Source organism: Allobosea sp. P4_E12 (assembly GCF_056401655.1).
The window spans coordinates 134,239-160,428 of record NZ_JBFUIY010000015.1; the positions used below are offsets into that span (position 1 = coordinate 134,239).

The 26,190-nt window shown below is 66.8% G+C and carries 23 protein-coding genes; 17 read left to right on the forward strand and 6 right to left on the reverse strand.

The genetic code is table 11. The annotated features are described in order from the left end of the window. Positions 1-19: 19 nt before the first annotated feature. Entirely contained in the window at positions 20-811 is a 792-nt protein-coding gene (locus AC1DW9_RS20065) for an enoyl-CoA hydratase/isomerase family protein (RefSeq protein WP_441504825.1), read from the reverse strand. 160 nt (positions 812-971) lie between these two features. Next, entirely contained in the window at positions 972-2,171 is a 1,200-nt protein-coding gene (locus AC1DW9_RS20070) for a pyridoxal-phosphate-dependent aminotransferase family protein (protein WP_476776492.1), read from the reverse strand. Positions 2,172-2,330: 159 nt separating this feature from the next. Between AC1DW9_RS20070 and AC1DW9_RS20075 the strand changes: the two genes are divergently transcribed. From AC1DW9_RS20075 to AC1DW9_RS20110, 8 genes are all read left to right on the forward strand, one after another. After that, positions 2,331-3,068 (forward strand): GntR family transcriptional regulator, encoded by a 738-nt coding sequence (locus AC1DW9_RS20075; RefSeq protein ID WP_441504827.1) that lies wholly within the window; start codon positions 2,331-2,333, stop codon positions 3,066-3,068. 164 nt (positions 3,069-3,232) lie between these two features. Continuing rightward, on the forward strand, positions 3,233-4,216 hold the full coding sequence (locus AC1DW9_RS20080; protein WP_441504828.1) for a Bug family tripartite tricarboxylate transporter substrate binding protein: 984 nt from the start codon (positions 3,233-3,235) through the stop codon (positions 4,214-4,216). A 164-nt stretch (positions 4,217-4,380) separates the two neighbouring features. Beyond that, positions 4,381-4,878, forward strand: coding sequence for a tripartite tricarboxylate transporter TctB family protein (locus tag AC1DW9_RS20085; protein WP_441504829.1), 498 nt, complete (start codon positions 4,381-4,383; stop codon positions 4,876-4,878). Positions 4,879-4,888: 10 nt separating this feature from the next. Continuing rightward, positions 4,889-6,418, forward strand: a complete 1,530-nt coding sequence (locus AC1DW9_RS20090) for a tripartite tricarboxylate transporter permease (RefSeq protein WP_441488799.1) — start codon at positions 4,889-4,891, stop codon at positions 6,416-6,418. Positions 6,419-6,506: 88 nt separating this feature from the next. Beyond that, complete coding sequence (locus AC1DW9_RS20095; protein WP_476776493.1) at positions 6,507-9,428, forward strand: FAD-binding and (Fe-S)-binding domain-containing protein; 2,922 nt, start codon at positions 6,507-6,509, stop codon at positions 9,426-9,428. Positions 9,429-9,503: 75 nt separating this feature from the next. Continuing rightward, positions 9,504-10,847 carry a YncE family protein gene (locus tag AC1DW9_RS20100; RefSeq protein WP_441504831.1) on the forward strand — a complete coding sequence of 448 codons (1,344 nt, stop codon included), beginning with the start codon at positions 9,504-9,506 and terminating at the stop codon, positions 10,845-10,847. A gap of 159 nt (positions 10,848-11,006) precedes the next feature. Continuing rightward, positions 11,007-11,963 carry an AEC family transporter gene (locus AC1DW9_RS20105; RefSeq protein WP_441488802.1) on the forward strand — a complete coding sequence of 319 codons (957 nt, stop codon included), beginning with the start codon at positions 11,007-11,009 and terminating at the stop codon, positions 11,961-11,963. 125 nt (positions 11,964-12,088) lie between these two features. Further along, positions 12,089-13,183: an NADH:flavin oxidoreductase/NADH oxidase gene (locus AC1DW9_RS20110; protein ID WP_441488803.1), complete on the forward strand. Its 1,095-nt coding sequence runs from the start codon at positions 12,089-12,091 to the stop codon at positions 13,181-13,183. 22 nt (positions 13,184-13,205) lie between these two features. Here the strand turns inward: AC1DW9_RS20110 and AC1DW9_RS20115 are convergent, their stop codons facing one another. Both AC1DW9_RS20115 and AC1DW9_RS20120 read right to left on the reverse strand, forming a co-directional pair. Next, positions 13,206-14,363: a winged helix-turn-helix domain-containing protein gene (locus AC1DW9_RS20115; protein WP_476776494.1), complete on the reverse strand. Its 1,158-nt coding sequence runs from the start codon at positions 14,361-14,363 to the stop codon at positions 13,206-13,208. Positions 14,364-14,408: 45 nt separating this feature from the next. After that, on the reverse strand, positions 14,409-15,122 hold the full coding sequence (locus tag AC1DW9_RS20120) for a spermidine synthase (protein WP_441488805.1): 714 nt from the start codon (positions 15,120-15,122) through the stop codon (positions 14,409-14,411). A 215-nt stretch (positions 15,123-15,337) separates the two neighbouring features. Here AC1DW9_RS20120 and AC1DW9_RS20125 point away from each other — a divergent pair, with 215 nt between their 5' ends. Next, on the forward strand, positions 15,338-17,218 hold the full coding sequence (locus tag AC1DW9_RS20125) for a TRAP transporter large permease (RefSeq protein WP_441504833.1): 1,881 nt from the start codon (positions 15,338-15,340) through the stop codon (positions 17,216-17,218). A 37-nt stretch (positions 17,219-17,255) separates the two neighbouring features. On the opposite strand, the gene AC1DW9_RS20130 is transcribed toward AC1DW9_RS20125, so the two are convergent. Then, positions 17,256-18,245 (reverse strand): LysR family transcriptional regulator, encoded by a 990-nt coding sequence (locus tag AC1DW9_RS20130; protein WP_441504834.1) that lies wholly within the window; start codon positions 18,243-18,245, stop codon positions 17,256-17,258. Positions 18,246-18,342: 97 nt separating this feature from the next. Here AC1DW9_RS20130 and argH point away from each other — a divergent pair, with 97 nt between their 5' ends. From argH to AC1DW9_RS20150, 4 genes are read left to right on the forward strand one after another with little or no spacing between them, the layout of a single operon-like run. Beyond that, positions 18,343-19,758, forward strand: a complete 1,416-nt coding sequence (gene argH, locus AC1DW9_RS20135; RefSeq protein ID WP_476776495.1) for an argininosuccinate lyase — start codon at positions 18,343-18,345, stop codon at positions 19,756-19,758. Further along, on the forward strand, positions 19,755-20,648 hold the full coding sequence (locus tag AC1DW9_RS20140) for an amino acid ABC transporter permease (protein ID WP_441504835.1): 894 nt from the start codon (positions 19,755-19,757) through the stop codon (positions 20,646-20,648). Before argH ends, AC1DW9_RS20140 begins: the two co-directional genes overlap by 4 nt. Beyond that, positions 20,645-21,424, forward strand: a complete 780-nt coding sequence (locus AC1DW9_RS20145; protein WP_441504836.1) for an amino acid ABC transporter ATP-binding protein — start codon at positions 20,645-20,647, stop codon at positions 21,422-21,424. Before AC1DW9_RS20140 ends, AC1DW9_RS20145 begins: the two co-directional genes overlap by 4 nt. Positions 21,425-21,445: 21 nt before the next feature. Beyond that, positions 21,446-22,276: an ABC transporter substrate-binding protein gene (locus AC1DW9_RS20150; RefSeq protein WP_476776496.1), complete on the forward strand. Its 831-nt coding sequence runs from the start codon at positions 21,446-21,448 to the stop codon at positions 22,274-22,276. A 110-nt stretch (positions 22,277-22,386) separates the two neighbouring features. Here AC1DW9_RS20150 and AC1DW9_RS20155 read toward each other — a convergent pair whose 3' ends face one another. Beyond that, the gene (locus tag AC1DW9_RS20155) at positions 22,387-22,944 is read right to left on the reverse strand and encodes a peptidylprolyl isomerase (protein WP_476776497.1); all 558 of its coding nucleotides are present in this window, start codon (positions 22,942-22,944) and stop codon (positions 22,387-22,389) included. 392 nt (positions 22,945-23,336) lie between these two features. Between AC1DW9_RS20155 and gspG the strand changes: the two genes are divergently transcribed. Genes gspG through AC1DW9_RS20175 form a run of 4 tightly spaced genes read left to right on the forward strand, consistent with a single transcriptional unit; the run spans position 23,337 to position 26,188 of the window. Next, on the forward strand, positions 23,337-23,996 hold the full coding sequence (gene gspG / locus AC1DW9_RS20160) for a type II secretion system major pseudopilin GspG (RefSeq protein WP_476776498.1): 660 nt from the start codon (positions 23,337-23,339) through the stop codon (positions 23,994-23,996). Then, a complete protein-coding gene (locus AC1DW9_RS20165) occupies positions 23,993-25,090 on the forward strand; it encodes a PilN domain-containing protein (RefSeq protein ID WP_476776499.1) in 1,098 nt (365 codons plus the stop codon). Before gspG ends, AC1DW9_RS20165 begins: the two co-directional genes overlap by 4 nt. Before the next feature lies 1 nt (position 25,091). Then, the gene (gspM, locus tag AC1DW9_RS20170) at positions 25,092-25,652 is read left to right on the forward strand and encodes a type II secretion system protein GspM (protein ID WP_476776500.1); all 561 of its coding nucleotides are present in this window, start codon (positions 25,092-25,094) and stop codon (positions 25,650-25,652) included. Continuing rightward, entirely contained in the window at positions 25,637-26,188 is a 552-nt protein-coding gene (locus AC1DW9_RS20175) for a hypothetical protein (protein ID WP_476776501.1), read from the forward strand. Before gspM ends, AC1DW9_RS20175 begins: the two co-directional genes overlap by 16 nt. Positions 26,189-26,190: the final 2 nt, after the last annotated feature.

Below are 26,190 nucleotides of genomic sequence, written 5' to 3' on the forward strand. Positions count from 1 at the left end.
GATATCCGGCCCCGGTGATCTACTGGCCCGTGAACCGGGTTGGCCGCTTCTCCAGGAAAGCCGAGACACCCTCGCTGAAATCCGCGGTCCGGGTCGAGGCGTGGAAGGCGTCGCGCTCGGCGTCGAGCTGGGCGCTCAACGTGTTGCTCAGCGAAGCGCCGAGCAGCGCCTTGATGCGGCCATAGGCCTGGGTCGGCCCGGCAGCCAGTTTGCGCGCCAGCGCCATGGCTTCGGCATCGAGACACTCGGCCGGCACGGTGCGATTGATCAGGCCGAGCCGCAACGCCTCGCCCGCATCGATCGTCTCGGCGAGCAGCGCCAGCTCCTTTGCCTTCTTCATGCCGACGATGCGCGGCAGATGATAGGTCCCGGACCCGTCCGGCGTCGCACCGATCCGGGCATAGGCCAGCGTGAATTTCGCATTCTCCGCGGCGATCGCCAGATCGCAGGCAAGCGCCAGGCTGAATCCGGCTCCGGCCACCGCGCCATGCAGGCAGGCGATCGAAGGCTGCGGCAATTCATCGAGCCTTTTCAGCCCGGCATGCAGCGGCGTGATGATCGCCTCGATCGCGGTCTCGGGGTCGCCACCAGCGGTGAATTGCGAGACGTCGCCACCGGCGCAGAAGCCCCTGCCCGCGCCCTTCAGCAGGATGGCGCGGACATCCCGGCGCGCCGCGATCTCCTCGATTCGGGCCAGGAAAGTTTCCGCCATGGCCGCATCAAAGGCGTTCAGCACGTCGGGACGATTCAGCGTCAGCACTGCGACACCGGCCTCGACGGTCAACAGAATGGAACTGGAGGGATCGGTCATCGGCGGATTCCGGAGCTGCGATTGCCCCGGTTCTACCATGGGCATTTCGGCCTGCGGCACTCCGAATCCTGCGCCACGGACGCGCAGAAATGCTCGCAAGGCGAGCGCGAAGCCCCGGGAGCTCTCTCGGTTCAGAGGGCCCCCGGGACTTCTCCCCTCGTCAGGCGACCGCAACCTTCGGTGTATTGGCTTCCTCGCGGCTTTCGAGCGCGGCCATTGCGGCCTGCACGCCGCCGCTGCGATGCGGCACGCCGGCTGCCGCCAGCCCCATCTCCACGCCGGACAGCGCGCCAAGCAGGGTCAGTTCGTTGCATTCGCCGAGATGGCCGATCCGGAAGACCTTGCCGGCCACCTTGCCGAGGCCGGAGCCGAGCGAGATGTTGAACTTCTCGAGCGCCACCTTGCGGTAATGGTCGGCGTCGTGGCTCGGCGGCATCAGCACGGCGGTCAGCACCGGCGAATATTCCGCGGGGTTCTCGCAGAGGATGTCGAGGCCCCAGGCCTTCACCGCGGCCCGCGTCGCCGCGGCAAGGCGCTCATGGCGGGCGAAGACCGCGTCCAGCCCCTCCTCATGCAGCATCCTGACTGCTTCGCGCAGGCCATAGAGCAGGCTCGTCGCCGGCGTGTAGGGGAAAAAGCCGTTGGCGTTGATCTTGACCATCTCCTGCCAGTCCCAATAGGAGCGCGGCATTGTGTTCGCCCGGGAGGCGGCCATCGCCTTTTCCGAGATCGCGTTGAAGCTGAGGCCCGGCGGCAGCATCAGGCCTTTCTGCGAGCCGGAAACCGTGACGTCGACCTGCCATTCGTCGTGCCGGTAGTCGACCGAGGCGAGCGAGGAGATGGTGTCGACCATGAAGAGCGCCGGGTGGCCGGCCTTGTCGATCGCCTTGCGGATCTCGGCGATCCGGCTGGTCGAGCCGGTCGAGGTCTCGTTATGGACGACCATCACCGCCTTGATCTTGCGGCCGCGGTCCTCGGCCAGCTTTGCCTCGATCGCGGCCGGGTCGGCGCCGCGACGCCAGTCGCCCGGAATGAAATCGACCTCGATGCCGAAGCGGCCGGCGATCTGGCGCCAGAGGGTGGCGAAATGGCCGGTCTCGGCCATCAGCACGGTGTCGCCCGGAGAGAGCGTATTGACGATCGCCGCTTCCCAGGCACCGGTCCCGGAGGACGGATAGATCACCACCGGCTGGCTGGTCTTGAAGACCGACTTGGCACCGTCGAGCACCTCGCGCCCGAGCTTCGCGAACTCGGCGCTGCGGTGATCGATCACCGGCATGTCCATGGCCCGCAGGACCCGGTCAGGGACCGGGCTCGGGCCGGGAATCTGGAGGAAATGGCGACCCTGCTGCGATGCCATGGCGATAACTCCCTATTCGGACGTGGCGGCGCTTCCGGCTCGCCGCTCGTGATCGCCGATGTTTTGCATTCATTTTTGTCTTTGGCAACACCGCTCGCGCGTGCAATATTATGCTGGCCGATCTCGACACGGGGCCGCCCACTCGCGTAGCAAACCAGCATGACGACTATCGCGCTCGACACTGAGACGACCGAAAGCCCGTCGCTGCGACGCGAGGACGGCACCGGCCAGACATCGCTGCACGGCGAACTCCTGGCCGCGCTGCGCGACTATATCGTCGAGGGCAATCTCGCCGATGGCGCACGCGTGCCCGAACGCCTGCTCTGCGACCGGTTCGGCATCTCGCGCACGCCGCTGCGCGAGGCGCTCAAGGTCCTGGCCGCGGAAGGGCTGATCGACCTCCTGCCCAATCGCGGCGCACGCGTGCGCGCCCTGAGCGCCGATGATCTGCGCGAATTGTTCGACGTGATGGGCGGGCTCGAAGCCCTGGCGGGGCGGCTGGCCTGCGAACGCATCAGCGACGAAGAAATCGCCGAAATCGAGCAATCTCATCACGAGATGTACCGTTTCTACCTGCGGCGCGACATGCACGGCTATTTCCAGTGCAACCAGGACATCCACCGCATGATCGTCGCGGCCGCCGGCAATGCGACGCTCAGCGCGACCTATAACAGCATTGCCGGCCGCATCCGGCGCGTACGCTATTCCGCCAATCTCGACAAGGAGCGCGACCGCTGGGGCGAGGCGATGCGCGAGCACGAGGCGATCCTCGATGCCCTGCGCCGACGCGCCGGCAGCGAGCTCAGCGACATCATGTTCCTGCATCTGCGCAACAAGCGAAAAGCCGCGCAGCATCAGAGCGCCGCGCAGGCGGACGACGAGAACAGCCTTGCCTGAGTCCAACCCCAGCCTGAGACCTCCCCGGCATTGATACGGGACGGCGGCCGGGCAGTGTCGTCGTCAATTCGGCCATCATCATTTTTCAGATTGAATGCAAAATTTTTTGATTCTAGGCTCTCGCCACGGCGCCGACAGAGCGCGTTGCAGGGAGGTTGGAAGAGATGAAGCAGCATTGGCTTGCCGCTGGCGCGGCGCTCGTAGCAGTTACGACCCCCGCCCTCGCCTGGGAGCCGACCAAGGCCATCGAAATCGTCGTGCCTTTTTCGGCCGGCGGCGCCTCCGACCAGATGGCGCGGACGATGCAGGGCATCATCCAGAAGAATAACCTGACCTCGCAGCCGATCATCGTCGTCAACAAGCCGGCCGCCGGCGGCGCCGAGGGCATGCTCGACATCCAGAAGGCGGCGGGCGACCCGCACAAGCTGATCACCACGTCGAGCGGCATCTTCATGACGCCGATGGCGACCAAGCTGCCGCTGAACTGGACCGAATACACGCCGATCGCGATGATGGCGCAGGATTCCTTCGTGCTCTGGGTCAACGCCAAGGCGCCCTACCAGACCGCCGGCGACTTCATGACAGCGGCCAAGGCCGCCTCGCCCCCGCTCAAGATCGGCGGCACCTCGTCGAAGCGCGAGGACAACCTGATCGTCTTCGGCATGGAGAAGGCCGGCGGCGTCAAGTTCGCCTATATCCCGCACACCAGCGGGGGCCAGGCCTCGACCCAGCTTTCCGGCAATCACATCGACGCCAGCACGAACAACCCGGCCGAGGACGTCGCCAACTGGCGCGGCGGGGCGACACGGCCGATCTGCGTCTTCTCCGAACAGAAGATGACCTACTCGACGCCGGTCGCCGACGGAAAATCCTGGGCCGATATCCCGACCTGCGCCTCGCAGGGACTGAACGTCACCTATCAGATGCTGCGAGGCATGTTCATGCCCGGCAAGGTCACCAAGGAGCAGCAGGCTTTCTACGTGAACCTGTTCAAGAAGGTCTCCGAGACGCCGGAATGGAAGGACTACCTCGCCCGCAGCGCGCTGGTTCCGGACTATCGCGACGGCGAGGCGTTCGTGACCTTCCTCAAGGCCGATGAGGAGAAGCACGCCAAGCTGATGGGCGAAGCCGGCTTCACGGCGAAGTAGCCCTTGCATGATCGGACCGGAAACATATCCGATCCGATCATGCAGCCTTCTACGTTTGCATCGGCTTTTCCGAAAACCGCGCCCACTTTTCGGGCCGATGCCTGAGCCCGACCGGCCCGCCGTCACGGCGGGCCTCAACCCTCTGCCGACGTCCGGAGATGTCGATGTCCGCTCATCCTGAAGGCGAAGCGCCGCGCGGCCTCTCGCGCCGCCCCGTCGAACTTGGCACGGCCGCGATCCTGATCGGCCTCGCCTTCGTCGTGCTCTGGGATTCCTATGGCCGCGGGGCCGGCTGGGACAATGGCCCGCAGAACGGCTTCTTCCCCGCCCGCGTCGGCTGGCTGTTCCTGGCCGCCTCGCTGTTCATCCTGGTGCAGTCCTTTCGCACAGAGAACAGCGTCTTCGTCACCTTCGAGCAGCTCGGGCAGGTCTCGCGCGTGCTCGGCCCGCTCGTTCTCTTCGTCGCGCTGATCCAGCCGCTCGGGCTCTATGTCGCCGCGAGCGTCTTCATCCTCGTCTTCATGGCCGTCGTCGCGACCTCGCGCTGGTGGAGCATCGTGCTGACGGCCGTCCTCGTGCCGATCGTCTGTTTCTGGATCTTCGAACAGCAGTTCCGCGTGCCCCTGCCCAAGGGTCCGCTCGAAGCCATGCTCGGCTATTGAGGTTGCGCTGATGGAAGACCTCTCCTCGCTGATCGCCGGCTTCCAGGTCGCGCTCTCCTGGCACAATGTCGGTTTCATGGTGATCGGCGTGGTGCTCGGCATCATTGTCGGCGTGCTGCCGGGCCTCGGCGGTCCGAACGGGGTCGCGATCCTGCTGCCGCTGACCTTCGGCATGGACCCGACCTCGGCGATCATCCTGCTTTCCTCGATCTACTGGGGGGCGTTGTTCGGCGGCGCGATCACTTCGATCCTGTTCAATATTCCCGGAGAGGCCTGGTCGGTCGCGACCACCTTCGACGGCTATCCGATGGCGGTGCAGGGCAAGGCGGCCGAGGCACTGACGGCCGCCTTCACGGCCTCGTTCATCGGGGCGCTGTCCGGCGTCATCCTGATTACCTTCGTCGCCCCCCTGGTCGCCTCCTTCGCGCTGCGCTTCGGGCCCGCCGAGTTCTTCGCCGTCTTCCTGCTGACCTTCTGCTCCTTCATCGGCATGGGCCGGGAAAACCGGGCAAAGATCCTGGCCTCGCTCTGCATCGGCTTCTTGCTGGCGGCAGTCGGGCTCGACTCGATCTCGGGCGATCTGCGCATGACCTTCGGCTCGACCGAGCTGATGCGCGGCTTCGACTTCCTTATCGTCGTAATCGGCCTGTTCGGCGTCAGCGAGATCCTGCTCACCGTCGAGGAGGGACTGGTCTTCAAGGGCAAGCAGGCGACGATCGATCTCAAGGTCGTGCTGCGGACCTGGGCCGGGCTGCCGCGCTACTGGGCGACGCTCGTCCGCTCCAGCCTCGTCGGCATGTGGATGGGCGTGACGCCCGGCGGCGCGATCGCCGCCTCCTTCATGGGCTATGGCCTCGCCAAGCGCTTCTCGCGGCGCGGCGCCAATTTCGGCAAGGGCGAGATCGAGGGCGTGCTTGCGCCGGAGACCGCGGCGCATGCCGCCGGCACCAGCGCCTTGCTGCCGATGCTGGCGCTCGGCATCCCGGGCTCGGCCACGGCGGCCGTGCTGCTCGGCGGCCTGCTGGTCTGGGGGCTTCAGCCCGGGCCGATGCTCTTCGTCGAGCAGAAGGACTTCGTCTGGGGGCTGATCGCCTCGATGTATCTCGGCAACCTCGCCGGCCTGATCATCGTGCTGGCGACCGTGCCGCTTTTCGCCGCGATCATGCGCATCCCCTTCTCCTTCGTCGCGCCGGTGATCCTGATCGTCTGCGCTATCGGCGCCTATACGATCTCCAACTCGATCTTCGACATCTGGCTGATGCTGATCTTCGGCATCATCGGCTATGTCTTCAAGAAGCTCGACTACCCGCTGGCGCCGCTGGTGCTGGCGCTGGTCCTGGGCGACCGGGCCGAGGACGCTTTCCGGCAGGCCCTGCTCGGCTCGGGCGGCAGTCTCGGGGTCTTCTTCGCCAACGGGCTCGTCACGACACTGGTTGCGCTCGCGATGATCCTGCTCTTCTGGGGGCCGGTGTCGGACCTGATCGGGGCGGTGCGGCGCAGAAGCGGCCGGGCCGGAAAGGCGGCAGAAGCCGCCGAGTGAGAATGCGTTCGGACGCGAACGCGGGTCGTCCCGGCCAAATTGAAACGCAGAGCCGGGTCGAGATGAACTGGAATGGATACGTGACGCGATGACCCATGCTGCCCCCCTCGCCAAACAGGGCTCGCGCAATCTCGGGCTCGAACGGCGCCTCGCCCAGGCGCTCGAAGGCGAGGTCCGCTTCGACGCATTCACGCGCGGGCGTTATGCCACCGACGCCTCGATCTACCAGATCATCCCGCAGGGCATCGCCTTTCCGAAGAGCGAGACCGACATTGCGGCCGCGCTCCAGATCGCGGCCGAGCACGGCGTTCCGGTGATCGCGCGCGGCGGCGGCACGTCGCAAAACGGCCAGCCGATCGGCGATGCGCTGATCCTCGACATGAGCCGGCATTTTAACGCGATCCGCGACTATGACCCGGCCTCGCGCACGGTCTCGGTCGCGCCCGGCATCGTGCTGGAGCAGCTCAACAGCCATGTGAAGAAGGACGGCCTGTTCTTCCCGGTCGAGCCCTCGACCGCGAGCCGCTGCACCATTGGCGGCATGGCCGGCAACAACTCCTCCGGCGCGCGCTCGCTGCGCTACGGCAAGATGGTCGACAATGTCATTGCCCTGCGGGCGCAGTTCCATGACGGCGAGGCCTTTGCGCTGGGCGAGAACCCGGTCGGCGACAATGCCTCGGTCAGGACGCGGGACCTGATGACGCGGATGCTGTCCCTGGCGGACGGGCACCGCGACGAGATCGAGCGCATCTTCCCGAAGGTGCAGCGCCGGGTCGGCGGCTACAATCTCGACGAGCTGCTCCCGGCCCGGCCGAACCTGTCGCATCTGCTGGTCGGCTCGGAAGGCACGCTCGCGATCACCACGGAGGCGACGCTCAGGCTCTCGCCCCTGCCGACCCACCGCGTCATGGGCGTCTGCCATTTCCCGGATTTTCGTGCGGCGATGGAGACGACGCAGCATATCGTGGCGCTGGGTCCGGTCGCGGTCGAGCTCGTCGACAACAATGTGCTGGTGCTCGGTGCCGATATCCCCCTCTTCGTGCGAACGCTCGCCGACATCACCAGGGGCCAGCCGAACTGCCTGCTGCTGGTCGAATTCGCCGGCGACGATCTCGCGGCGCTGAAGTACGACCTGAAGCGGCTCGACCAGTGCATGGCCGATCACGGCTTTGCCGACGCGGTCGTCGAGGTCGTCGAACCGGCACGGCAGAAGCCGGTCTGGGAGGTGCGCGAGGCCTGCCTCAATATCATGATGTCGATGAAGGGCGACGGGAAGCCGGTCTCCTTCATCGAGGACTGCGCCGTCCCGCTCGAACATCTCGCCGACTATACCGACGCGGTGACCGAGCTCTTTACCCGTCACGGCACGCGCGGAACCTGGTACGCCCATGCCTCGGTCGGCTGCCTGCACGTCCGCCCGATCCTGAACATGAAGGACGAGGCCGGGGTCAAGGCGATGCGCGGCATCGCCGAGGCCGCCTGCGACCTCGTGCGCCAGTTCAAGGGCTCCTATTCCGGCGAGCATGGCGACGGCATTTCCCGCTCGGAATTCGTCGAACCGATGTTCGGCGGCCCGCTGACGCGCGCCTTCGAGGCGGTGAAGGACGGGTTCGACCCGGAGAACCGGCTGAATCCCGGCAAGATCGTGCGGCCGCTCAAGATGGACGATCGCAGCCTGATGCGGTTTCCGCCGGGCCATGCGACGCCCATCCCGGCCGCAACCGCACTCGATTGGTCCGATTGGGGCGGGCTCGGCGGCGCCGTCGAGATGTGCAACAACAATGGCACCTGCCGGAAACTCTCCGGCGGCACGATGTGCCCGTCCTATCGCGCCACCAGGGACGAGACCCATCTGACGCGCGGGCGCGCCAACAGCCTGCGCCTCGCGATCTCCGGGCAGCTCGGCCCCGACGCCTTCACCTCGCCTGAGATGAAGGAGACGCTCGATCTCTGCGTCTCCTGCAAGGGCTGCAAGCGCGACTGCCCGACCGGCGTCGACATGGCCCGGATGAAGATCGAGTTCCTCCACCATTATCACCAGCGCCATGGCTTGCCCCTGAAGGAACGGCTGATCGCCTGGCTGCCGCGCTATGCGCCCTATGCCGCGAAACTGGCGCCGCTGATGAACCTGCGCGATCGCATCCCTGCTCTGGCCAAACTGAGCGAGCGCTGGCTCGGCTTCAGCGCGCGCCGCTCGCTGCCGGTCTGGCGCAAGCCCTGGGTGCAGGCCGGCAACCCGGCAACGCCTGGCGATGTGAAGGGCGACGGCCGCGACATCGTGCTCTTCGGCGATACGTTCAACCGCTACTACGAGCGCGAGAATATGGAGGCGGCTGAGCGCGTGCTCGCGGCCGGCGGCTATCGCATCCACAAGGTCGAACCGGCTGACGGCGGCAGGCCGCTCTGCTGCGGACGGACCTTCCTCTCGGCCGGATTGGTCGACGAGGCGCGCATCGAGGCCAAGCGCACGCTCGATGCACTCTCGCCCTATATTGCCGGGGGCGCCCGCATCGTCGGGCTCGAACCGTCCTGCCTGCTGACCTTCCGCGACGAGTTTGGCGCGATCCTGCCCAAGGAGCAGGTTGAACCCGCGGCCAGCGCGGCTTTCCTGCTCGAAGAGCTGCTCGCGGCCGATATCAAGGCGGGGACGACCACGTTGCCGCTGAAGGACCAGGCGGGCCGCGTCGCCCATCTGCACGGGCATTGCCACCAGAAGGCGTTCGCGGCGATGGGCGCCGTCGAGGCGACGCTCCGCGCGATTCCGGGTCTCGACGTCAAGCCGATCGAGTCGAGCTGCTGCGGCATGTCGGGTGCCTTCGGCTACGGCGCGGACACCATGGATGTCTCGCTCGCCATGGCCGAGCTCTCGCTGCTGCCGGCAGTGCGCAAGGCAGGCGCGCAGGACCTCGTCGTTGCCGATGGCACGAGTTGCCGCCACCAGATCCACGATGGTGCAGGCCGAGAGGCGCTGCATGTCGCCCGCGTGCTCGACATGGCGTTGGAGGGCTGACGCGAAAAGCCGGAGCGGCAGCAGGCATCCCAACCAAGGACCCGGACAAACGGGTGAGCCGAAGGAGGACGGACGATGCTAAGGACGATGCTTCTGACTGGCGTCACGGCGCTGATCGCTGCCGGAGGAATACAGGCCGCCATGGCAAAGGACTATTTCCTCGCAAGCGGGCGCTGGGACAATGTCGTCCTGGTGATCGACCTCGAAAGGGCGATCGATCCGGCCAATGACGGCACGCCGAAAGCGGTGGTGAACCGCATCCGCGTCACGCCCGATATCGACGCGACCGGGACCGGCAAGGCCGACACAATCTCCAGCGGCCAGCCGATCACCATCACCATCGCGCCGGATTACCGGCGCGCCTATGTGGTCAATCATTCCGGCCGCACCAGGCCCGACGATGCCGCCGCCTTCCAGCACGGCCATGCCGGCACCGTCACCATCGTCGATCTCAAGAAGGCGCTCGATCCGGCGAGCAACGGCACGCTTGCGGCCGTCGAGGGTTATATCGAGACGGAAGGCTTTGGGCCGACCGGCTTCGCGATCGCTCCTGACGGCCGGCATGCCGCGCTCGCCCATGCCGAACAGAAGGGCGACGAGGATGGCGGCCGCCATATCAGCATCGTCGACCTCGCCAGCAACAAGGTCATTCGTCGGGTCGAGCAGGCTTTCGGCAAGCCCGGCTTCCCATGCCCTCCCGATCCCGTGCCGCACCGCGCGCCCGACCCGAAATTCGGCTGTTTCCCTGACACCAACGGCGTGACGATCAGTCCGCTCGGTGGGGGCACGATCTTCGGCGCCAATGGCGGAACGGACGATATCTCGGTGATCAGCCTGCAAAAGGCGATTGCGGGTGAAGTCGGAGCGGAGATCGCGCGCATTCCCGTGCAGGCGGGCGGCTTCGGTATCTCGACCAGCCCGGACGGCAAGCTTGTGGCGCATGCCTCGCGCGAGAACGCGCAGACCGACAGGCCCGGCAATACCGTCTCGATCATCGATGTCGAGAAGGCGCTGTCGGACCCTGCCAAGGCCGAGGTCGCCCGCGTGCTGGTCGGCACCGACGACAAGTCCGTGCCGACACGCCCCTTCGTGGCGGCGTTCCTGCCGGACGGCAAGCGCATCCTGTCGACGCATTTCCGCTCGAACAATATCGACATCATCGATGTCGCCAAGGCCATCGCCGGGCAGCCGGCAACGATCAAGAGGGTCGAGTTGAAGACGCCCGGCGGCGAGCCCTCCCGCCCGCGCGGCATCGCGATCACCCCCGACGGAAAATATGCCGCGATCACCGGAGCGCCCAAGGGCAAGTCGAATTCCAGCGTGGTCTGGATCGTCGATCTCGCGAGCTACGAGGTGAAGGGCCGCGTCACCGAGATCGGCAATGAGAGCTACATGATCGGCGCCTTCCAGGCGAACTGATCACGACGGGGCCTGCGTTGGCGGCGGGCGGTCAGGCATCGGGCCGCATGGCCAATGCCAAGTCCCGGCTGGTAGAGAGCAGGACAACGCGCGTCATTCCGGTGCCGGGACAGGCACGGCCGGGACGACGCGCGGGTTCTCCAGCCGTCAGCGCAATCGATGCTTCAATTCCTTGCCACCAGCACGCCGTTCTTCGCGGTGATCGCGCTCGGCGCATTGGTTTCCGGCCGCACGCTGTTCGGCCCCGATTCCGTCAGGGTGCTCAACACCTTCGCCTTCATGATCGCGACGCCGGCAATGGTGCTGCGCGTGATGTCGCGGCAGCCGATCGCCGAGCTCTGGAACACGACCTTCTTCGTGGCGCTGGCAGCAATCGGCGTGACGATCATGGCGCTTGGCATCCTCATCGGCACGCGGTTGCGCGCCCTGCCCTTCCCCAATGCGGTCTCGCGCGGGCAGAGCCTCGTCGGCGGCAATTTCGCCTTTCTCGGCATTCCCCTGATGCTGGCCTTCCTCGGCGAGCGCGCCGCAGCGCCGATCGCGATCGGCCTGATCTGCGACACGGCGCTGGTCGTGCCCCTGTCGATCGGGCTGATCGAGGCCGGGCGCGGCGCCGGTTCGGCACCCGCCATTGCCGGCCGGCTCATTCGCGGCACGATCCTCAACCCCTTCATGCTGTCGATCGCAGGCGGCCTCGCGCTCTCGGTCAGCGGGGTCGCGATCCCGGAACCGGTCGACCGCTTCCTCTCCTTCCTCGGAAATGCGGCTGCGCCGGTCGGCGTCTTCGCGCTCGGCCTCGCGGCGCGACAATGGAGCGGTGGCGGCAGCAAGCTCCCGGCCCTCGGGATTGCACCACTGGTCGTCGGCAAGCTCGTGCTGCACCCGCTGGTGACCTGGATCGTGCTTGCCGTCGTGCTCAAGCTTGACGCGTTCTGGGTCACGGCCGGCGTGCTCTATTCGGCCCTCCCCATCGCGGCGAATGTCTTCGTCATCTCCGAGCGCTTCGAGACCGATAGCCGGCCAATCGCGGCTGCGATCGTGCTCTCCACGGCCCTGGCGGCGCTGACCTTCCCCGTCGCGATCTGGCTGGTCTCGGCTGCCACGGGAGCGCCGTAGCGCTCTCTTCGCAACTGCAACCGTGCCCTTGCGCTGTTGCCTGTAGTCAGCGGCTTGGCGAGACGGCTAGAAACAGCCGGTCGGCGGGTCCGTCCGCGCGGCGCGATGGAACCGCCGGAGGCATCATGACCAGCCAGCTCTTCACCCCGTACAAGCTCGGCGGCCTCGAACTCGCCAACCGCATCGTGATCGCGCCGATGTGCCAGTATTCGGCCGAGGATGGCCGGGCGACCGACTGGCATACGATCCATCTCGGCCATCTCGCCCTGTCCGGCGCCGCGCTGATGTTCATCGAGGCGACGGCCGTCGAGCCGGAGGGCCGGATCAGCCCGCTGGACCTCGGCCTCTGGTCGGACGAGACGGAAGCGGCCCTGGCCAGGACGCTGGCGGCGGTCCGTGCGTATTCCGACATGCCGATCGGCATCCAGCTCGGCCATGCCGGGCGCAAGGCCTCGGTGGCCGCGCCCTGGACAGGCGGCGGCCAGCTCGGGCTCGACCAAGGCGGCTGGCAGACGCTTGCCCCGTCCGCCATCCCGTTTGGCGATCATCCCCGGGCGCCGCTCGCGCTCGATCTCGCAGGCATCGCCCGCATCCGCGAGAACTTCGCCGCATCGGCCAAGCGCGCCGTGCGGCTGGGCTTGCAGGCGATCGAGCTGCACGCCGCCCACGGCTATCTCCTGCACCAGTTCCTCTCGCCGCTCTCGAACCAGCGCGGGGATGAGTATGGCGGCTCGCTCGAGAACCGCATGCGCCTGCCGCTCGAAGTCTATGATGCCGTGCGGGCCGTGGTCCCTGCGGAGATCCCGGTCGGCTTCCGCGTCTCCGGCACCGACTGGGTCCCGGGCGGCTGGGACGTCGAACAGACCGTCGCTTTCGCAAGGGCGGTCGAGGCGCGCGGCGGCAGCTTCATGCATGTCTCCAGCGGCGGGCTCTCGGCCAAGCAGGCGATCCCGCTTGGGCCGAATTACCAGGTCCCCTTCGCCCGGGCCGTGAAGCAGGCGACCAATCTGCCGAGCATCGCCGTCGGGTTGATCACCGAGCCGGATCAGGCCGAAGCGATCGTCGGCACCGGCGATGCCGATCTCGTCGCGCTGGCGCGCGGCATCCTCTACGATCCGCGGTGGCCCTGGCACGCCGCCGCCCATCTCGGTGCCAGCGTCAAGGCGCCCAACCAGTATCTGCGCTCCCAGCCGCGGCAGTTCCGCAATCTCTTCGGCTGAACGCAAGCCTGAGCCAGCTGGATCAGGTCTCCAGCTGGAAGCGCTCGAACCGGTGCAACGCGTCCTCGATGGCCGCCTTGTGCCGCTCGGGAGAGCCTTTGCCGACCCAGTTCCATTGCTGGACGAGAAGCGTCCCGTTCGCGCGATCGGCCTTGAGGTCGATCGCCGCGACGATCTCGTCGCCGACCAGAACCGGCAGGGCGAAATATCCCATCGCCCGCTTCTCCTTCGGCACATAGGCCTCGAACAGGTGATCGTAGCCGAAGAAAAGCTTCAGCCGATTGCGCTGGATGATCAGCGGATCGAAGGGCGAAAGGATATGGACCAGCTCGGCATCCGGTGCCGGCGTCGGTTCGAGCATGGCGGGTTGCGCCCAATGCTCCTGCTTTCCCGCCCCTTCGATCGTGACAGGCACGAGCGTTCTGCGGCGTAGCCTCGTCTCGATCAACTCGCGGATCGCGGGCTTGCGCGGCGCGTCGAGATGGCAGACCGAGTCGAGGCTGACGATGCCCTGCGATCGCAAGGCCCGGTCGAGGAGATAGTCGAGAACCTGTTTCTCGGTCGCCGGGCGTGGGGCGCGCTCCCAGCCAAAATGCCGCTCCGGAAGCTCGTAGCTCTTCAGCATGCCGGCGCGCTCGCAGATCGTCAGCGCACCGCTGAAGAAGGCGAGCTGCAGGGCGCGTTTCGAGGGCTTGCGGCTCGCCCAGGCATGATCCTTCTCGATGAGCACATCATCGTCGATGTCTCGGATCGAGAGCGCGCCATCGCGCCGAACGCGGCCCATGACCTTGCGCAGGTCCTCGTTCGTCACCGTATTGAACCAGCTCGGAGGGTTTTCGCGCCGCCGCTTCATCTCCGGCAGGAAGAAGCGCAGATCCTGGGTCGGGACATAGGCCAGCGCGTGCGTCCAGTATTCGAAGACGCTCTTGTCGATGCTCTGGGCCTGGCGCAGATGCGCGCGCTGATAGTCCGGAATGCGCGTCCACAGGATGTGATGATGGCAGCGTTCGACCACGTTGATCGTGTCGATCTGCACATAGCCGAGATGGTCCACCGCCGCCGGCGTGGCTTCGGAGCCGTCGCCAAAGGGAGCGAGCGTATCGAGCCGCTGGGCGCGTAGCCAGATCCGGCGGGCCTGCGACGGGCTGATCGAGAGGGGTTTTGGCGGACGTCTCGGCATGTCGGATCTATAGCGACGCTGCGCGCGCCCTCCTGTCAGGAGCGATCATGAACCGGCCCGCCGCGCGCGCTCGGACTGGGCGGCACCCGGACCGGTCGCGAGCCAGATCACGTGCCTTGCGCCCCCGCGCTTGCCGTTGGCGCGCGTCTTCACCTCCTCGACGGCATAGCCGCTCTTGCGCAGGCGCTGGGTGAAGCCATGATCGGGACCGGACGACCAGACGGCGAGGACGCCGCCAGGACGCAGGGCTGCGCGTGCGACGGCGAGGCCCGCCATGTCGTAGAGATCGTCATTCGCCCGGCGCGTCAGCCCCTCCGGGCCGTTGTCGACATCGAGCAGGATCGCATCGAACGCCGCGGGAGCGGCGCCGATCGTCCGTGCGACATCCTCCTCGCGGATGGTGACACGGGGATCGGCGAGGCAATCGCCGAAGACCTGAGCCATCGGACCGCGGGCCCAGGCGACGACGGCCGGCACGAGCTCCGAGACCACGATCTGCGCGCCTTGCCCGAACGCCGCCAGCGCCGCGCGCAGGGTAAAGCCCATGCCGAGCCCGCCGATCAGGATGCGGGGCTCCGGCCGGCCGGCAAGACGCGCCGCGACCAGCGTTGCCAGTGCCTCCTCCGAGCCGCTGAGGCGGCTGTTCATCAGCTCGATCGCGCCCAGCATGATCGAGAACTCCGCACCGCGCTGCTTGAGGCGGATTTCGCCGCCGCCACCCGGCATCGTCGCGGTATCGATCTGGATCCAGGGAATCACGGGTTCACTCGGCTTCTGGGGCGGCAGGGTTTCTGGGGTAGCAGCCGCCCGCAACAGCATAGCAGCGCCGGCTGCGCAATTCCCGCTCCGTGGATTCGCCAGTTTCAGGCCGGACTCCAGCGAATACCCGTTGCCCGGGAAGCGGCTGCCATCGCGCTCGCCTGATGCCACGCGCACGCCTATAAGGCACGAAAACAACGACTGGAAGAAACGTCATGGAGCTTCAGGCCGCAGCGTCGCAAGCGCCTGCCATCCGGCCCTCCAGCGGCCTCGGCCGCGCTGTCGGCCTCGTCGACCGCAGCGTCGGCGGGCTGGTCGAACTGGTCGTGGCCGTGCTCGTCGTCATCGAGATCGGCCTGCTCGGCGCCGGCGTCACGGCGCGCTACGTCTTCCATGCACCGCTGGTCTGGTCGGACGAACTGGCCTCGATCCTGTTCCTCTGGCTCTCCATGCTGGGCGCGGTGGTTGCGCTCCGGCGCGGCGAGCATATGCGCATGACCGGCCTGGTCAGCCGTGTCGGCCCGCAGACGCGGGCCTGCCTCGAGGCGCTGGCGATCACCGCCGGCATTGCCTTCCTGCTGCTGCTCCTGCCGCATGCGCTCGAGTATGCCGAGGAGGAGGCGTTCATCGTCACTCCGGCGCTCGAAATCACCAATGCCTGGCGCGCAGCCGCAATCCCGGCCGGTATCGGCCTGATGCTGGTCGTCGCCTTCTGCCGGATGCTGCGCCTGCCTTCGTTCAAGCCGGCCCTGATCGCGATTGCCCTGACGGCCGCCCTCCTGCTGCTGTTCTGGCTTGCCGGCCCCGTCCTGAAGCCGCTCGGCAAACTCAACCTGGTGATCTTCTTCGTCGGCGTCGTCGCGCTGAACGTCTTCTCCGGCGTGCCGATCGCCTTCTCCTTTGCGCTGGCGACCTTCGGCTATCTCGCGCTGACGACTTCGACCCCCCTGATCGTCATGGTCGGACGGCTCGATGAGGGCATGAGCCACATCATGCTGCTCGCCGTGCCGCTCTTCATCTTCCTTGGCGCGCTGATCGAGATGACCGGCATGGCGCGTGCCATGATCGAGTTCCTGGCCGGGCTGCTCGGCCATGTCCGCGGCGGCCTGTCCTATGTGCTGATCGGCGCGATGTATCTGGTCTCCGGCATCTCGGGCTCGAAGATCGCCGATATGGCCGCGATCGCGCCGGTGCTCTTCCCCGAAATGAAGGCGCGCGGCGCGGCGCCGGGCGATCTCGTCGCCCTGCTCTCGGCGACCGGCGCGCAGACCGAGACGATCCCGCCCTCGATCGTGCTGATCACCATCGGCTCGGTCACCGGCGTCTCGATTGCGGCCCTGTTCACCGGCGGCCTGCTGCCGGCAATGGTGCTCGGCGTCGCACTCTGCTGCGTCGTCAGATGGCGCTATCGCCACGAGGATCTCGGCCATGTCGTGCGCCAGTCGCGCCGGCAGATCGGCAAGCTCGCGCTGATCGCGCTGCCCGCCATCGCCCTGCCCTTCGTCATCCGCGCCGCGGTTGTCGAGGGCGTCGCCACGGCGACCGAAGTCTCGACCATCGGCATCGCCTATTCCGTGCTCGCCGGCCTGCTGCTCTACCGCCAGTTCGATTGGCGGCGCCTGCCGAAGATGCTGGTCGATACCGCCTCGCTGACCGGCGCGATCATCTTCATCATCGGCTGCGCCACCGCCATGGCCTGGGGCCTGACGCAATCGGGTTTCTCGCAGGATCTCGCCCGCATGATGTCTGCGATTCCCGGCGGCACCTGGGGCTTCCTGGCGATCTCCATCCTCGCCTTCGTCATCCTCGGCAGCGTGCTCGAAGGCATCCCCGCTGTCGTGCTGTTTGGCCCCCTGCTTTTCCCGATCGCCAAGCAGGTCGGGGTGCACGAGGTCCATTACGCGATGGTGGTGGTGCTCGCGATGGGCATCGGCCTTTTCGCCCCGCCCTTCGGCGTCGGCTATTACGGCGCCTGCGCGATCAGCAAGGTCAACCCGGACGAGGGCCTGAAATATATCGGAGCCTATATGCTCGCCCTGCTCATCGGCCTCGTGATCGTCGCCGCTGTGCCGTGGATCTCGACGGGCTTCCTGTAGCGCTGATCCTGCAGGCCATCGGGGACGGAAGCGCGGCTCAGGACGCGCTGCTGCGTCTTGCCTGCCGGGGCACCGGAGCAGTGCTGGCGGCGACGGCCGACGCATCATTGGCCTCCTTGGCCAGCGTCGCCGCCTCGAAGATCGCCGCCTCCTCGCGCAGCCAGGCGACGAGCGCCTCGAAGCCCGGCCTGTGCTCGGTGTTGGGGCTGAAGGTGAGCCAGCAGCCGGTTGCGCTCTCGAAGCCGAGACCGAGCGGGTTGATCAGGGCGCCCGAAGCCAGTTCCTCCGCCACATAGCAGCGTGGCGCCAGCGCGACGCCGAGCCCCGCCATCGCCGCGCGGATGATCACCGAATAGTAGCCGTAGCGCACGGTATGCGCGGGAACCGCGCCCCGCAGGCCATGCGTCTCGGTGAATTCGGCCCAGAAGGTCGGCATCTGGAAATGCTGAAGCAGGGTCATCTTCTGGATATCGGCCGGACGCTGGAAGCCGCCCATCCGCTCGACCAGCGAGGGGGCGGCCACGAGCGCGACCTGTCGTCCGAAGAGATAATGTGACTCGCGCCCCGGCAGTGGCCCGCTCTGGTGGCCGATGTCGATATCGGGCTCCTCCGTCTCCTCCTCGCTGACGAAATTGGTGAACTGCACGTCAATCTCGGGATGGGCCTGGGCGAAGACCGGAAAGCGCTCCATCAGCCAGCGTTCCCCGGCGATGGCGATCATGTGGAGGCGGATCGGCCGCCCCTGGGCGGCGCGTTCGCTCAGGCGCCGCGCGCCGCGTTCCATCTGCTCGATCGCAGCCTCGGCATAGGGGTTATAGATGGAGCCCGCTTCCGTCAGCTTCAGCCCCTGCGGCGTGCGCTCGAACAGCGTCGTCCCCAGATGCTCCTCGAGCGCCTGGATCTGCTTGGAGACGGCGCTCTGCGTCAGATTGACCGTGACGGCCGCCTTCGCGGTCGAGCCAAGCCGCGCAACCGCGAGGAAAACCCTGAGTCCGGTCGTCGATGGCGGGAGGCGATTGCCGGCCACAATAGCTATTCCTTTTTGGACTACCCTTCGGAGATCGTTTCGTTTGCTGGCTGACGGGTCAAGGGGCAGTCTTTGCAAAAGACCAAAGGGGAGAGCGATGAACCAGACGACACGCCTGTGGGGTGGCCGCTTCCGCAAGCAGCCGGATCCGCGGCTGATGCGGCTTTCGAGCGCCGCCAGCGCCCATGCCCGTCTCGCCCCCCAGGATATCGCCGGCGGCAAGGCCCATGCAGCGGAATTGCTGCGCGCCGGACTGCTCACGGCCGCCGAAATGGAGGCGATCATTGCCGCCCTCGAAGCCATCTCGCAGGAGGTCCAGGCCGGGACCCTGAGCCCGAGCGCCGATGACGAGGATGTCCACACTTTCGTCGAGCGCGTCCTGATCGCCCGGATCGGCGACGCCGGGGCCAAGCTCCGCGCCGGCCGCTCGCGCAACGACCAGGCGGCCAACAACCTGAAACTCTATCTGCGCGAGCAGGTTCGCCTGATCGGCGCCATGCTGGTGGAACTGCTGGACGCCATCGCGGCCCAGTCGGACACCCACGCCGCCTCGGTCTGCCCGGGCTTCACGCATCTGCAGAGCGCCCAGCCCGTGACATTCGGCCATTGGCTGATGGCGCATGGCCAGGTTCTCGCCCGCGACGCCTCGCGCCTCCAGGATTGGGAGCGCCGTTCCGGCCAGTCGCCGCTCGGCGCGGCGGCGCTTGCCGGCTCGGCGATCGCGTTGACGCCCGAACTCAGCGCCAAGGCACTGGGCTATGACGCGCCCTGCGAAAACTCGGTCGATGCCGTCGGTGCGCGCGACCATGTCGCGGAATTCCTGTTCGTCGCCGCCATGCTCGCGACCAATCTCTCGCGACTGACCGAAGAGGTCACGCTCTGGACCTCGCGCCAGTTCGGCTGGGTCACGCTCGACGACGCCTTCGCCACGGGCTCGTCGATCATGCCGCAGAAGAAGAACCCGGATATCGCCGAGATTTCGCGCGGCCGGGCGGCGCGGCTGACCGGCGACCTCGTCACCATGCTCGGCGCGCTCAAGGGCCTGCCGCTCGCCTATAATCGCGACCTCGCGGAGGACAAGCGCGCCGCGTTCGATGCCGTCGACGTGCTGGGCGAAGTGCTGCCGGCCTTCGCCGGACTGATCGCCAGCATGGAAGCGCATCCGCAGGTGATGCGGGCGCAGGCCGGCACCGGCTTCGCGCTGGCGACGGAGGTCGCCGACTATCTCGCGCGCAAGGGCGTGCCCTTTGCCGAAGCTCACGAGATCACCGGGACGTTGGTCCGCTACTGCGAGGAAATGGGGCGCGAGCTCGAACAACTCGAGCCGATCGAGCTCCGCGCCATTGATCCGCGCCTCGGTGAGGATGTAAGGGCCTGTCTCACCCTTGATGCCGCGGTGGCCGCCCGCAGCGGTTTTGGCGGCACCGCGCCAGCGCGCGTCGCCGAGCAGATTAGCCGGTTCCGCAGCTGGCTCGCGGATTTTGACGTTTGGACCCGCGGAGCGCAGCGATGACCAGCGCAGTCGGAATTGGAATAGGGCGAGACCTTGCCGGGATCGCCGGGCTGAAGCTCGTACCGCGCCGCTATTACGGGCGCTGGGTCGCTGCCGCGCTGATCATTCTGGTGTTGGCCTGGGTGATGAAGGCTTTCGCCGAAGGCCAGATCGACTGGAAGGTCGTCGGGCAGTTCTTCACCGCGCCCGCAATCCTGAGCGGGCTCGTCAACACCATCATCATGACAGTCTGCGCCATGGCGCTCGGCATCGCGCTCGGCGTCATCTTCGCCATCATGTACATGTCGCCGAACCCGGTGCTGCGCGGCGTCGCGCTGTTCTACATCTGGTTCTTCCGCGGCACGCCGCTGCTGCTGCAGCTCCTGCTCTGGTTCAACCTCGCGCTGGTCTTCCCGACGATCGGCATCCCCGGCCTGGTCGAGTGGCGCACCATCGACATCATTGGCCCCTTCATGGCGACGCTGCTCGGGCTCGGCATGAACCAGGGCGCCTACACCGCCGAAGTGGTGCGTGGCGGCATTCTCTCCGTCGATGTCGGGCAAACCGAGGCCGCCAAGTCGATCGGCATGACACGACTGACGACGCTGAGGCGGATCGTGCTGCCGCAGGCGATGCGCGTCATCATCCCGCCGGTCGGCAACGAGGTGATCAGCATGGTCAAACTGACCTCGATCGCCAGCGTGATCCAGTTCTCCGAGATCCTGCGCAATGCGCAGACGATCTACTATGCCAATGCCCGCGTCATCGAGCTCCTGATCGTCGCCGCCGGCTGGTACCTGATCGTCGTCACGCTGCTGCAGATCGGCCAGTTCTTCCTGGAGCGCTACTTCTCCAAGGGGCGCGGCGACCGCCGTGCCAAGCCGCAGATCGTCGAGGAGGCCGGAGCATGAACGCCTCCCCTGCAAATGCGATCGTCGCCGCCGCCAACGTCACCAAGCGCTTCGGCGACCTGCGCGCGCTGAACAATGTCTCGCTGACCATTGCGCCTGGCACGGTGCAATGCATCATCGGGCCGTCGGGCTCCGGCAAGAGCACCCTGCTGCGCTGCATCAACCAGCTCGAGAAAATCGACCAGGGCGCGATCTGGGTCGATGGCCAGTTGATCGGCTTTCGCATCAAGGGCGATGAGCTGCATGAACTGAGCGACGCCGAGATCGCGCGCCAGCGCCTCTCGACCGGCATGGTCTTCCAGCGCTTCAACCTGTTCAACCACATGACGGTGCTCGAGAACATCATCGAGGGCCCGGTCACGGTGCTGAGGCGCCCACGCCAGGAAGCGATCGCCGAAGCCGAGAAGCTGCTCGCCCGCGTCGGCCTCTCCGAAAAGCGCAACGCCTACCCGATCGAGCTCTCCGGCGGCCAGCAGCAGCGCATCGCGATCGCCCGGGCGCTGGCGATGAAGCCGAAGCTGATGCTGTTCGACGAGCCGACCTCGGCGCTCGACCCCGAGCTCGTCGGCGAAGTGCTCGCCGTGATGCGCGATCTCGCGGCCAGCGGCATGACGATGATCGTCGTCACGCATGAGCTCGGCTTCGCCCGCGAGGTCGCAACCGACGTCGTCTTCATGGACAAGGGCGAGATCGTCGAGCGCGGCCCGCCCAATGCCGTTCTGGTGGCGCCGCAACAGGCCCGCACGCGCGACTTCATCGCCGCCGTTCTGAAATAATCGGTCAAAAAGGAGAACCCGATGCTTCGTTTCACCCTGGCAGCGACGCTGCTCGCCGCCACCGCGCTGTCCGCCCAGGCCCAGGCCCTGCCGGAGCGCATCAAGACCGCCGGCAAGATCATCATCGCGACCCAGCCGAACTATGCGCCGATCGTCTACAAGGACCCGGCCACCAACACGATGACCGGCTTCGACTACGACCTCGGCGAGGCCATCGCCAAGGAACTCGGCGTCAAGGCCGAGTGGCAGGAGACCGCCTTCGCCCAGATGCTGCCGTCGCTGCATACCGGCCGCGTCGACATGGTCATGGCCGGCATGAGCGACCTGCCGGCCCGTCGCGAGACTGCCGACTTCATCGACTACATGGTCTCGGGCGCCCAGTTCTACACCGTCACCGCGCTTGCCGGCTCGATCAAGACGCCTGAGGACCTCTGCGGCAAAAGCGTCGGCGCCAGCCGCTCGACCAACTGGCCCCGCCAGATCGGCGAGTGGAGCGAGGCCAATTGCGTCGCCAAGGGCAAGCCCGCGATCAACGTCGTCGGCACCGAGGGTTCGGTCGATGCGCGCACGCAGCTCAAGACGCAGCGCCTGCAGGGCGGCGTCCAGGGCAGCGAGACCATGAGCCACAACCAGAAGCTCGAGCCCAACACTTATGTCCCGCTCGGCACGCCCTTCACCCGTTCGCTGACCGGCATCCCCTTCCCGAAGACTGCCGAGGGCACGCAACTGCGCGATGCGGTCAAGGGTGCGCTCGATCGCCTCCAGGCGAACGGCACCTATGACGCGCTGATCGCCAAATACGGCCTGCCCAGCAATGTGCTGAAGCCGATCGTGATGAACCAGGGCGAGTAAGCCCCATCAGCCCTTGTCCGAGGCCTGCATGGTCAGGTCGGACAACAGTCCACGATCGCCCCGCGAACCCAGTTCGCGGGGCGATCTGCTTTGATGGCAGCATGCCGCGTTCAGGACTGTATCCGGCGCCGTGCGCGCAGGATCCGGATCGGCGTCTCCAGATATTCGACCGGCTCGGCCCGCGCGAAAATCCGCTGAATCGTGTCGCGCCCTGCGATCACCTTGCCGAAGGCCGCAAAGCCCGCCCTGTCCGGGTTGCGGCCGCCGCCTTCATCCAGTTCCGGCTGGTCGCCGATGCAGATGAAGAAGCCGTGGCCGCCGGTGCCGGGCGCGAGCCGCGCCAGCGAGAGCGTGCCATCGAGATGGCGCAGCCCGGTCACCGAGGTCGGCTCATGCGGCACGGGCGGAAAGGGTGGCTCGCGCTCGTCGGCGGGCGCCGGCCAGCCCCATTGGATGACCTCGATCTTGTGTACCGTCGCTGGCGGCTGGTTGGCCAGCGTCACGATCCGATAGACCGAGGCATTGTCGAGGAGCCCGCCATCGACATAGGCGAGGAAATTCCGGGTGGTCAGGGGCGCGCGCGCCACGTCGATGGCGAGAAGGAACGCCCCCTCCGGCGTCTCGACCTCGACCTGTACGGGCGCGTCATCGAACATCTGACCTGCCATGGCTCTCTGCCCTGCTGAAATCCCGTCGAGCTGCGTAGGCGCGGCCAGACGACTCGATCCGGGCGCCAGTATCGCGCAGAGGCCTGTCCGCCGGAACCATTGGTCCCGCCGGGTTGGGCGAGCGCTTCATCCGACGTTTCTAGGGTGGCCACGAGGCGAGCTCGTCAGACCAAGGTCCGTTCCAAACCGCTGGCGAGGAGGGATATAATGGAGGACCACGGAAGGGAGCGCTCAACGTGATACGGCGCCTGTTCCTCAAGCATCGAACAGCCTCCGCCGGGCCTGGTCCCGGTGCATCGAGGCGTTTCCCCGGCCCGTGCGCCAGGTTGATCGTCGTGGCGGCGTCCCCGCCATAGACGTCCTCGGACCTGGCTTCGACTGCGGGGAATGGCATGACCAAGATGACAGACAGCATGCGTGCCACCATGCTCGCCAACGCAGCGAAGCTGCGGCCTGGCTGGCGACCGGAAACGCAATCGGCAAGCATGCCGGCGGCGGTTCAGCTTGCGGGACGCGAGGATCAGCAGGAACCGCATCGCCTCAAGCCCCCGACATCGACAGGCCTGCCGCACCGGTCATCGCGTGGCATGGTCGCGGCAACCCGCCATCAGCACAAGGGACGGAGCCAGGCCGGCTTCACCCTCGTCGAAGTGCTCGTCGTCCTCAGCATCATCGGCCTGGTCGTCGGCCTGATCGGCCCGCGTGTCGTGGGCTATCTCACCGATGCCAAGGTCTCGACCGCGCGTATCCAGGCGACGACGCTCTCGAACGCGGTGGAATTGTTCTTCATCGACAACGGCCGCTACCCGCTGGAACAGGAGGGTCTCCAGGCTCTGGTCGCCGCACCGTCGAATCTGCGAACCTGGAACGGCCCCTATCTCAAGGGCTCGACTGTTCCGCGCGACCCGTGGGGCAGGCCCTATGGCTATGCCGTGCAGAATGATGGGCGCGGTTTCGCGATCACCATTGCCGGCAATGACCGGCCGGGCGGAGGCGAGGACAGCCTGGCGCAAAGGCAGCTTTCCGCGACACGCGGGAACGTGACCCGATGACCGGCTCCCGTCGACTGAGCTCAGGGATCGCCTCCCTCGCGGAGTTCTGGGCCAAGGAGCTACGGGCCTCTCTTCCCGATACGCTCCGCAGATGGGCCGCGCCCGACCGCTTCCTGCGGCTCGTCATCGTCCCTGCCGAGGAGCATGTCACCATCACGCTCTTTGCGCCGGATGGCCGGGAGCTGTTTGCCGAGCGCGCGAACTGGGCGCAGTACAGCCGCAGCGTGCTCAACCGCTGCAAGGAGCAGGCGGCCTCCTTCGCACCCAGCAGCCGAATCCGGCTCGTGCTCTCGGCTCCTCAGGCCATCGCCCAGTCGCTCGTCATCCCGCGGCGCGCCCAGACGCGGGCCGAAGGCATCGTTCGGGAGCACATCGCGCGGAAAACACCGCTCAAGCCCGAGGACATCTTTGTCGGCTATGATCTGAGGGGAGCAGCCGCCGGCAAGCTCGAACTGCGCTATCTTCTGCTTCCCCGCGCGGTGCTCGATCAGATGCTGGCGCGCCTTGCCGTCGCTCCCTCCGAGATCGCGACGCTGGAGGGGCCCGTCTTCGAAGGCCTGCCCCCGGTATCCGTCCCATTTGCGCAGAAGCCACACACACCCTCCCCCTGGTTCAAGCGGATCGCCATCGCGCTCGTGCTGCTCACGGTGCTCGGCGCAGTAACCGGGTATCTCGTCCTCGCCTGGCGGCAGGCCCAGCTCCTGAAGAGCATGGAAGCGGAGATTGCCGAGATCTCGGGACCCGCCCAGCAGTCGACGGAAAGCCTCAGATCCGTCTTTGGGCTCGCCGACGACGTCTCGCGGCTGACAGCGCAGCGGAGCATACCTGGCATCGTCCAGGTCTGGGACGAGATGTCCCGCATCCTTCCCGATTCAACCTTCCTGACGGAACTCGAGATCACCGGCGCCAATCTGCGCGCGACCGGCTATTCCGATGCGGCTCCGGCCCTGATCAAACTGCTGGAGGAATCGCCGATCCTGCACAATGCGGCCCTTTCCGGGCCACTGGTCTTCGACCGCGCCACAGGCAAGGAGAACTTCTCGCTCCGCGCCACCCTGCGCAAGGCCCGTCTCCCAACCGAGGAGGGCAAATGAAATGTGGCGTCAGATCAAGAGCTGGACCCGTTTCACCGCCTTCATCGCCGCGAACGGATTGATCCTGGCGGGGATCTACCTGTTCGTGATCGACCCCGCGCTCCAGATCCTGAGGGACCAGGAAACCCAGATCACGCAGAACGCCGTCATGATCGAGCATCTCGGTTCGGCTGTCGCGCGCAGGCAGTCGCTGTCCGCGCTGCGCCCGGAGGATGTCGACGGGGCCAGGCGGCGCTTTCTCCAGGGTGACACCGAGAGCCTTTCGACCGCCGACCTGCTGACCCGGCTCCGCGAGGCCGCCGATCAGCACGCCGTGAGCTTCAATTCGGTGACGACCTTGCCGGCGCGCAACTGGTCCGGACATCGCATGATCGGAGCGAGGGTCGAGTTCACCGCAGCGACGCCGCGCGTGGCCGAGGTTCTGTCGAGCCTCGAGGACGGTCCCTCGTTTCTCTTCATCCGGAACGCGAAACTGACGGCGCCGGGCGAGGCGGAGGCCAGCGACAACAAACTGGGCGTCACGATCGAGATCTATGGGGTGACGCGATGGTCAAAGGGCTGAGCATCGGCGGGGCTGGCCTCGCCAAGGCTGCAGGCTTCGCAGGACTCGCCGCAATGGCGGCCGTCGCCGTGAATTTCGCCTGGCGAAGCCTGGCGGATCCGATCGAGCCTCCGCCCGCTTCGGCGGTGACGAAGGCCGCATCAATCACGAGCGACGCCCTCGCTCCGCCGGCGGAAACGCCGCGCTATCAGCCCGACATGGTGAATGCGAGGCCGCTGTTCTCCTCCAGCAGGCGGCCACCGGCAAGCTTCGTCGCCAGGGCTCCCATGCCCGAGCCGGTCGCGAGCCCGGTCTTTGAGCCACCACCGAGCTATCTGATCGGTGGCGTCGTCGTCTCCTCGGGCTTGAGCAAGGCGCTGCTGCGCCGACAGCTGCGCGAAGCCGGGCGATGGTTCGCCCTGGGCGAAGCGACCGATGAGGGCTGGGTCGTCGCATCGATCAATCCGGAGATGGTGACGCTGGCCCGTGGAGCACGGCAGGTGACGCTGCCGCTCCATGCCCGCGCGCAGGGCCAGTCGGCCACGATGACGCGTTGAGC

Coding starts and splice junctions, on each gene's coding strand:
- AC1DW9_RS20085 (WP_441504829.1), top strand. CDS start 4,381: ATGTCCGCTCATCCTGAAGGCGAAGCGCCGCGCGGCCTCTCGCGCCGC.
- AC1DW9_RS20090 (WP_441488799.1), top strand. CDS start 4,889: ATGGAAGACCTCTCCTCGCTGATCGCCGGCTTCCAGGTCGCGCTCTCC.
- AC1DW9_RS20175 (WP_476776501.1), top strand. CDS start 25,637: ATGGTCAAAGGGCTGAGCATCGGCGGGGCTGGCCTCGCCAAGGCTGCA.
- AC1DW9_RS20070 (WP_476776492.1), bottom strand. CDS start 2,171: ATGGCATCGCAGCAGGGTCGCCATTTCCTCCAGATTCCCGGCCCGAGC.
- AC1DW9_RS20125 (WP_441504833.1), top strand. CDS start 15,338: ATGGAGCTTCAGGCCGCAGCGTCGCAAGCGCCTGCCATCCGGCCCTCC.
- AC1DW9_RS20150 (WP_476776496.1), top strand. CDS start 21,446: ATGCTTCGTTTCACCCTGGCAGCGACGCTGCTCGCCGCCACCGCGCTG.
- AC1DW9_RS20110 (WP_441488803.1), top strand. CDS start 12,089: ATGACCAGCCAGCTCTTCACCCCGTACAAGCTCGGCGGCCTCGAACTC.
- AC1DW9_RS20105 (WP_441488802.1), top strand. CDS start 11,007: ATGCTTCAATTCCTTGCCACCAGCACGCCGTTCTTCGCGGTGATCGCG.
- AC1DW9_RS20140 (WP_441504835.1), top strand. CDS start 19,755: ATGACCAGCGCAGTCGGAATTGGAATAGGGCGAGACCTTGCCGGGATC.
- AC1DW9_RS20065 (WP_441504825.1), bottom strand. CDS start 811: ATGACCGATCCCTCCAGTTCCATTCTGTTGACCGTCGAGGCCGGTGTC.
- gspM (WP_476776500.1), top strand. CDS start 25,092: ATGTGGCGTCAGATCAAGAGCTGGACCCGTTTCACCGCCTTCATCGCC.
- AC1DW9_RS20145 (WP_441504836.1), top strand. CDS start 20,645: ATGAACGCCTCCCCTGCAAATGCGATCGTCGCCGCCGCCAACGTCACC.
- AC1DW9_RS20095 (WP_476776493.1), top strand. CDS start 6,507: ATGACCCATGCTGCCCCCCTCGCCAAACAGGGCTCGCGCAATCTCGGG.
- AC1DW9_RS20165 (WP_476776499.1), top strand. CDS start 23,993: ATGACCGGCTCCCGTCGACTGAGCTCAGGGATCGCCTCCCTCGCGGAG.
- argH (WP_476776495.1), top strand. CDS start 18,343: ATGAACCAGACGACACGCCTGTGGGGTGGCCGCTTCCGCAAGCAGCCG.
- AC1DW9_RS20100 (WP_441504831.1), top strand. CDS start 9,504: ATGCTAAGGACGATGCTTCTGACTGGCGTCACGGCGCTGATCGCTGCC.
- AC1DW9_RS20080 (WP_441504828.1), top strand. CDS start 3,233: ATGAAGCAGCATTGGCTTGCCGCTGGCGCGGCGCTCGTAGCAGTTACG.
- AC1DW9_RS20155 (WP_476776497.1), bottom strand. CDS start 22,944: ATGGCAGGTCAGATGTTCGATGACGCGCCCGTACAGGTCGAGGTCGAG.
- gspG (WP_476776498.1), top strand. CDS start 23,337: ATGACCAAGATGACAGACAGCATGCGTGCCACCATGCTCGCCAACGCA.
- AC1DW9_RS20115 (WP_476776494.1), bottom strand. CDS start 14,363: ATGCCGAGACGTCCGCCAAAACCCCTCTCGATCAGCCCGTCGCAGGCC.
- AC1DW9_RS20075 (WP_441504827.1), top strand. CDS start 2,331: ATGACGACTATCGCGCTCGACACTGAGACGACCGAAAGCCCGTCGCTG.